Origin of the sequence: Natroniella acetigena, from assembly GCF_023227745.1 — a bacterium.
In the GTDB taxonomy this organism is placed as follows: domain Bacteria; phylum Bacillota; class Halanaerobiia; order Halobacteroidales; family Halobacteroidaceae; genus Natroniella; species Natroniella acetigena.
In genome coordinates this window covers 21,815-28,726 of the sequence record NZ_JALKBX010000028.1, presented here as the reverse complement: position 1 = coordinate 28,726, position 6,912 = coordinate 21,815, and the positions used below count along the sequence as shown (strand labels likewise).

The window sequence follows — 6,912 nt, the reverse complement described above, 5'->3', positions numbered from 1 at the left end:
CAAATTTCAAAAATTGACCTAGGGGAAACTATACCCTAAAATTAAGTTCCAAATTTTTACTTGACATAGGACGTCTAAATTGTAAGAAAGGATGATTAACTATCTTTAGATTGCAGGAGCAAGATGGAATTAAGTATTATATTATTGAAGAGTTCAGGCAGACAGGATTGGTGAAACATGCTTTTACAACGAGGATCGGAGGAGTCAGTAGTGGGGATTATGTTAGCTTGAATTTAGGACTGCATGTAGGAGATAATGAAGAGGATGTATTAGAAAATCGAAAACGAATCTGTAAGTTGTTGGGTTCAAATAATGAAGAGTTAGTAGCAACTAAGCAGATGCATAATGATCGAATTAAGATTGTAACGCAAGATGATAAAGGAAGAGGAGCTTTAACTTATCACTCAGCACTGGATAATTTTGATGCTTTATTGACTGATCAACCAGGAATATTACTGACCTCTTATTATGCAGATTGTACTCCAATTTTAATCTTAGATCCTAAGCAGAAAGTGATCGGATTAGTTCATGCTGGTTGGAAAGGAACTGTCAAGAAGATTACTCAACAGGCTGTGTTGAAGATGATTGACAGTTATGGAAGTAAAGCTGAAGAGATTTTAGTAGGGGTTGGCCCGACAATAGGTAGTTGTTGTTATGAAGTAGATCAACAAGTAATAACTCCTTTAGCTAATAACTTTGCTGATTGGAAGCAATTAGTTGAAAAAACTGGTACTACAAATTGGAAGCTAGATTTAGTTTTAGCAAATAAAGTACAATTGGAGGAGATTGGTCTTCAGGAAAAGAATATTATAAATAGTGAATTATGTACTTGTTGTAAATCTGCTCTATTTTTTTCTCACCGAAAAGAAGGAGGAAAGACAGGTCGGATGGCTAGCTTAATTAAATTAAAAGTAGATTAGGAAGGATGGTTTGGTTATGTCAAAAGATAAAATATTAATTATAGATGATGATAAAAACATCTGCCAAATTTTAAAAGAGTATTTTGAATTTGAAAATTTCCAAGTTGTAATTGCTAATGATGGAGCAGAGGGCTTAGAGGAGGCTGAATCAGAAAATCCAAATTTAATTATATTAGATATTATGTTACCCGAAATAGATGGATGGAAGATCTGTCAAAAATTAAGACCCCAAAATGATACTCCAATTATAATACTAAGTGCTAAAACTAAAGAGACAGACCGGATTACAGGGTTAGAATTAGGGGCGGATGATTATGTGACTAAACCTTTCAGTCCTAAAGAGGTAGTGGCTAGGGCCAAAGCTGTTTTAAGAAGAACTGACCGAGATGAAACTGATAGTGATTCACTACAATATCCCAAGCTAAAAATAAACAAAAGTTATAGAGCTGTCAATGTGGGTACTGAACAAATAAGTTTAACCCCCAAAGAGTTTGATCTACTATGGACACTTGCTGCTGCTCCTCGGCAAGTCTTTCCTCGTGAGAAGTTATTAAGAAAAGTTTGGGGCTATGATTATTTTGGTGATATTAGAACGGTTGATACCCATATAAAATCATTACGCAAAAAATTAGGAGCTGAAACCAGCGATTATATTCAGACTGTTTGGGGAGTGGGATATAAGTTTGAGGTGGCGGAAGATTAAAGATAATACTTTATTTAATAGATTATTAATCCGTTTTCTGTTAATTGCGTTAATAATTATTGTAGTATTAGGTTTTTCTATGATCTATTTTTTTAGAAGCTTTTATTTTGAAAAGAGAGAAACAGAGATTATAAATAATAATGGAACAATGATGAACTTGATTTCTCAATCATTAGTTGAAGAAGATAGGATTGAAACTTTTAATTGGTTAAAAGTTGTAGCAGAATTAAATTCAGGTCAGGCATGGATTATAGATGAGGAAGGTTATTTAGTATCTAGTTTTCCTGCAATGGCTGATGAAAGAAATAGACAGATTAAATTTTTAGAATTCAAGGAGGTTTTAGATGGCAATATTGTTTCAAGCAGGGTTGAATCAGCTCATTTTGAAAGACCAATGTTATTAGTAGGAATGCCAATTTATTATTCAGGGAATTTAAAAGGAGCATTGTTGCTTTTCACTTCAGTAGCTGGAATAAATTCAACTATTCGACAAGTTCAAAGAATGATGTTATATTCCTCTTTATTAGCAGTTTTATTAGCTATGATAGTAGCTTATAGTTGGTCAAAGTCATTATCTGCTCCTTTGCGGAAGATGGGTGAAGTTGCTATTGAATTAAGTCAAGGTGCATTTGGGAAGACTGTTGAAGTTAATGCTGAAGGTGAGGTTGGTACTTTAGCTGATAGTATGAATTATTTATCACAAAGGTTAGAAGAAACAATTGATGATTTGAGAAAAGAACGTAATAAACTAAAATATATTTTAACAGGAATGAAAGAAGGTGTCTTGACTGTCAATCAGCAGCAGAAAATAATTTTAATTAATCAATCTGCTATGAAGTTATTTGATCTTAAAGATGAAGATGGAGTGGTTGATCAGCAACTTGAAATTATAAAAAAAGATAAGGTGGAAGAGTTATTTAGGAAGGCATTGCAGGAGCAAGAATCTTATCGTGAGGAATTATTCTTAGGAGAAAAGAATAACCAAAAAAGAATTTTGATTCATGCTACTCCCATTTATATTGAGAATAGTCAGTTATGGGGAGTAGTAGGATTGTTTCAGGATATTAGTCAAAGGTGGCGTTTTGAACAATTACAGAAGGATTTTGTGGCAAATGTATCTCATGAACTGAAAGCACCCCTTTCTTCAATCAAAGGTTCTAGTGAAATTTTATTAGATGGAATTATACCTGATAAAGAACAACAGCAAAAGTATTTACAGATTATTTTAGATGAAACCAATCGGTTGACCCAACTAGTAAATGAAATTCTTGATTTAGCAGAAGTAGATACTCAGGTTGTAAGCTTTGAATTAGAAAGGGTAGCAGTCAAGCAATTATTAGAGCAGATTGATCTTGTTTTCAGCAAAGGCTTAAAATCTCAAGAAGATTGTTTAACTATAATCAAACCAGAAGAAGAAGTTTATGTGTTAGCCAACGACGAAAAGATTAAGCAGGTTTTATTAAATTTATTAAATAATGCTTATAAATTTTCTGGTGATAAGTCTCAAATAACCCTAGGAGCAACTAGAGCGGATGGGAATAAGGTTAAGTTTTGGGTTGAAGATGAGGGAATTGGGATCCCACAAGATGAGTTAGAGAATGTCTGGGAGAGATTCTATAAAGTAGATAAAGCTCGCACTCCAGATCAAGGAGGGAGTGGATTAGGGTTGGCCATTGTAAAGGAGATAATTAACCAGCACCAAGGGGAGACTTTTGTTGAAAGTGAAATAGGAAGCGGTTCTATATTTGGGTTTTATTTGTTAGAAGATACTGAGTAACCCTTTTGATTATTTTTCAACCTTTTCTCACAGTTTTATCACAAACGGTCTATATACTTATAATTGAAATCGCGATTGGATAGATTAAGTACATTATTTAAAATTAAATTAGGAGGGATTAGTCAGTGTTTGGTAAAAAAGGAATTGCATTAGTTTTAGTAGCGGTATTTAGTTTTGTATTGATCGGTTGTGGTGCACCTCCTGAAGGTGAAGAAGAGCCACTTGAGCCAGAGATAGAGGAAGAATTTGAAGATTTTGAAGATCTTGAAGATGATTTAGATTAATCTGTATAGTAATAAGAATTTAAGTAAATAAGAACAAATATCTTTTGAGGAGGTAATAAAGTTTTGTCTAAACAAAGAATACTAATTGGAGCACTAGTCTTACTTTTAGCTGCAGGAAGCATAATGATCAATCTTTCCAGTGAAGTTAGAGCAGACGCAAACAGAATTGGTTATGTTGATCTAGAAGAAGTATATGAAGTACATCCTGAAGTAATAAAGGCAAATCAAGAATTAGAAGCAGAAGCACAGGTATTGCAAAATGAATTTCAACAAGAGATGAGTCAGTTAGATCCTGAAGAAGATCAAGAACAGATGCAACAAGTTCAACAGCAGTTTCAGCAACAATTTGCTCAATTGCAGGAAGGTCAAATGGAAGAGATAGAACGTAAGATACAACCGGATCTTGATCAAGCTCGTCAAGAATTAGGCTTGGATTTAATTGTAAATCAAGAGGTAGTAGTTAATGGTGGTCAAGATGTAACGGAAGAAGTAAAAGAACATTTTGAAAATCTATAAGAATATAAGTGTTTGGGAAATAGTAAGGGAGTAGTTAACTACTCCCTTACTATTTTTTGTTATTTAGGGAATTATGCTTTTTAGAGGTTGTGGATAACTTTTTAATTTTACTATTTTTAAATGGATTATTTAGACTTAGATTTAACCTTACCTATGCTGCTGTGACTTCAGCTATTTCTTTACTTGAGGTTGTTGTAGCATATATAGTTGATGAGCATGAATGGGAACGTAAAAAGGCTGCTCAAGTAGTAGGAATAATTATCTTTTTAGTAGGTGTTCCACCATTACTTGGTTATAGTGCATTGTCTGATTTCGAGTATTTAGGAATGGATCTTTTAGATACTTATGATTGGTTTGCTAATACTATTTTCTTACCATTTCTAGGTTGTTTTTTGACTTTGATTTAGCTCTCTGCTATAATTGAAACTAAAGTTTAGAATTTCAAGGTGAGGTTTACTATTTTTAAGTAAGGAGATTTTATAGAAAGGAAGTGTAAAGTTGGATATTAAAAGACAAATTATTGGAGGTTTAGCTGCAGTTTTAATTGTTGCTGGATTGATTTTGTTACCTCTACAAACAGTAGAAGCAACAGGAAATAATATTGGCTATGTGAGTGAAGAGGTATATGAGGTACATCCTGAAGTTGTTAAGTTCCAACAAGAGATGCAACAACAGATTCAAGTTTATGAACAACAGTTTATGGAAGAAATAAGTGGATTAGATCAAGAAGAGGATATGCAAGAGATTCAGCAGATTCAACAACAGATTGAACAACAAATTCAGCTTGAACAAGCAGAAAAGCAGGAAGAGTTATTTGAAGAGATAGAAGCTGATTTGGAGGAAGTAAGAGAAGAATTAGGTTTGGATCTTATTTTACATGAGCAGGTAGTTATCAGTGGTGGACAAGATGTGACTGAAGAAGTAAAAGATTATTTTGAAAATATATGATTAGTGATAGATTAAATGAGATCGTCAGTTGATACTGGCGGTCTTTTTTTATTTAAAGTTATTAAATGGAAATTTTGCTCTTTTTAACTAATGATTATAAGTTGAGTTGAATAAAGGGGTTAAATGTGATATTATGAGGAAAATATTGAGTAGGAGAGGAGTTAAAAGATATGGTTCAAACGGAAGCTTTGATGACTTTTGTTATTTACTTTTTATTGCTAATGGGGCTGGGGGTTTATTTTTATAGACAGACTACTGACCTGGAGGATTACTTAATAGGTGGTAGAGGGATGGGCAGTTGGGTTACTGCTTTATCAGCACAAGCGAGTGATATGAGTGGGTGGTTATTGATGGGACTACCTGGGGCGGTTTATTTAGGTGGAATGGCTGAAACTTGGATAGCAATTGGATTATTACTGGGAACCTTTTTTAATTGGAAATTAGTGCCGGCAAGGTTGAGGCTTTATACTCAAGAGACTAATACCATGACTTTACCATCTTTTTTTGAAGAAAGATTTAAAGATCCTACAGGGCTGTTGAGAACTATAACCGCTATATTAACTTTGTTTTTCTTTACGATTTATTCTTCTTCTGGTTTAGTTGCAGCTGGAAGGTTATTTGAAGCTATGTTTAATATTGATTATACTACAGCAGTGTTAGTTGGAGCTATAGTAGTTATTTTATATACGTTTTTAGGAGGGTTTTTGGCAGTTAGTTGGACAGACTTCTTGCAAGGAATATTGATGTTCTGTGCAATTATAATTGTTCCACTGCTTGCTTATAATTTTGTAGGTGGAGCAGATGTTATTATAGAAACAATGGAAGTTAGAGAAATCTCTAGATATTTAGTTCCTAGAGGCGAAAGTTTTTCTGTATTAGCTATAATTTCTGCTTTGGCTTGGGGATTAGGTTATTTTGGACAGCCTCATATCTTAGCTCGGTTTATGGGGGTTAAGTCTGTTAAAGAACTGCCAAAAGCAATGACAATAGCAATGGTTTGGGTTGCTATTTCTTTGACTGGAGCAGTAATAATCGGTTTGATTTCAATCCCTATGTTCGAAGGTTTGGCAGCAGGAACACATGAAAAAGTCTTTGTTTATATGATTGAAGAGTTGTTCAGCCCATGGATTGGAGGAGTATTATTGGCTGCAATCTTATCAGCAATTATGTCTACTATTGATTCTCAATTGTTAGTTTCATCCTCTGCATTGGCAGAGGATTTGTATAAAAAAGTAATCAATAATGATGCTTCTAGACAAGAGTTGATTTGGATAGGTCGGATTAGTGTAGTTGTTATTTCGTTAGTTGCTCTGTTTTTGGCTTTAAATCCTGAGAATACAGTTTTAGGGTTGGTAGCATACGCATGGGGTGGATTTGGAGCTGCTTTTGGGCCAGTAGTTTTATTTGCTCTCTTTTCAAAGCAAACAACTTGGAAATCTGTTTTAATTGGAATGATTACGGGAACAGTAGTGTTGGTTATTTGGAAAGAAGTAGGATTAGATGGAGTATTGTATGAGATTGTACCGGGCTTTATTGTTAACGCAGTAGTGATTTATTTATCTAACTTATTTATTAAGCAAGATAATGAAGTTGTTTTAGAAGAATATGATAAGGTTATAACTCAACTTACGGATAAAGAAGTTGAGGCTGAAGATCCTGTTAAACCCGTTAGTTCATAGGGTCAGAAAAATTTCAGGAGCAATTAATTTGTTTAATTAGTTGAAGGACTTGACATTATATTCGTAAAGATTTATAATCAATATA

Annotated in this window: 8 protein-coding genes; all 8 read left to right on the top strand. The window is 33.8% G+C overall.

The features are described 5' to 3' along the window. Positions 1-110 precede the first annotated feature (110 nt). The 8 genes from pgeF to putP all read left to right on the top strand — a co-directional run bounded on the left by pgeF (position 111) and on the right by putP (position 6,827). Positions 111-920 carry a peptidoglycan editing factor PgeF gene (gene pgeF / locus MWH25_RS07555; protein WP_248627041.1) on the top strand — a complete coding sequence of 270 codons (810 nt, stop codon included), beginning with the start codon at positions 111-113 and terminating at the stop codon, positions 918-920. Between the two features lie 16 nt (positions 921-936). Next, entirely contained in the window at positions 937-1,623 is a 687-nt protein-coding gene (locus MWH25_RS07550) for a response regulator transcription factor (RefSeq protein ID WP_248627040.1), read from the top strand. Further along, positions 1,604-3,400 carry a HAMP domain-containing sensor histidine kinase gene (locus MWH25_RS07545; protein ID WP_248627039.1) on the top strand — a complete coding sequence of 599 codons (1,797 nt, stop codon included), beginning with the start codon at positions 1,604-1,606 and terminating at the stop codon, positions 3,398-3,400. The genes MWH25_RS07550 and MWH25_RS07545 overlap by 20 nt, the downstream gene beginning before the upstream one ends. A gap of 125 nt (positions 3,401-3,525) precedes the next feature. Beyond that, on the top strand, positions 3,526-3,684 hold the full coding sequence (locus MWH25_RS07540) for a hypothetical protein (protein WP_248627038.1): 159 nt from the start codon (positions 3,526-3,528) through the stop codon (positions 3,682-3,684). Between the two features lie 63 nt (positions 3,685-3,747). Then, entirely contained in the window at positions 3,748-4,200 is a 453-nt protein-coding gene (locus MWH25_RS07535) for an OmpH/Skp family outer membrane protein (protein WP_248627037.1), read from the top strand. Between the two features lie 56 nt (positions 4,201-4,256). Then, on the top strand, positions 4,257-4,607 hold the full coding sequence (locus MWH25_RS07530; RefSeq protein WP_248627036.1) for a hypothetical protein: 351 nt from the start codon (positions 4,257-4,259) through the stop codon (positions 4,605-4,607). Between the two features lie 91 nt (positions 4,608-4,698). Further along, positions 4,699-5,148, top strand: a complete 450-nt coding sequence (locus MWH25_RS07525; protein WP_248627035.1) for a hypothetical protein — start codon at positions 4,699-4,701, stop codon at positions 5,146-5,148. Positions 5,149-5,318: 170 nt separating this feature from the next. Further along, positions 5,319-6,827, top strand: a complete 1,509-nt coding sequence (gene putP, locus MWH25_RS07520; RefSeq protein ID WP_248627034.1) for a sodium/proline symporter PutP — start codon at positions 5,319-5,321, stop codon at positions 6,825-6,827. Positions 6,828-6,912: the final 85 nt, after the last annotated feature.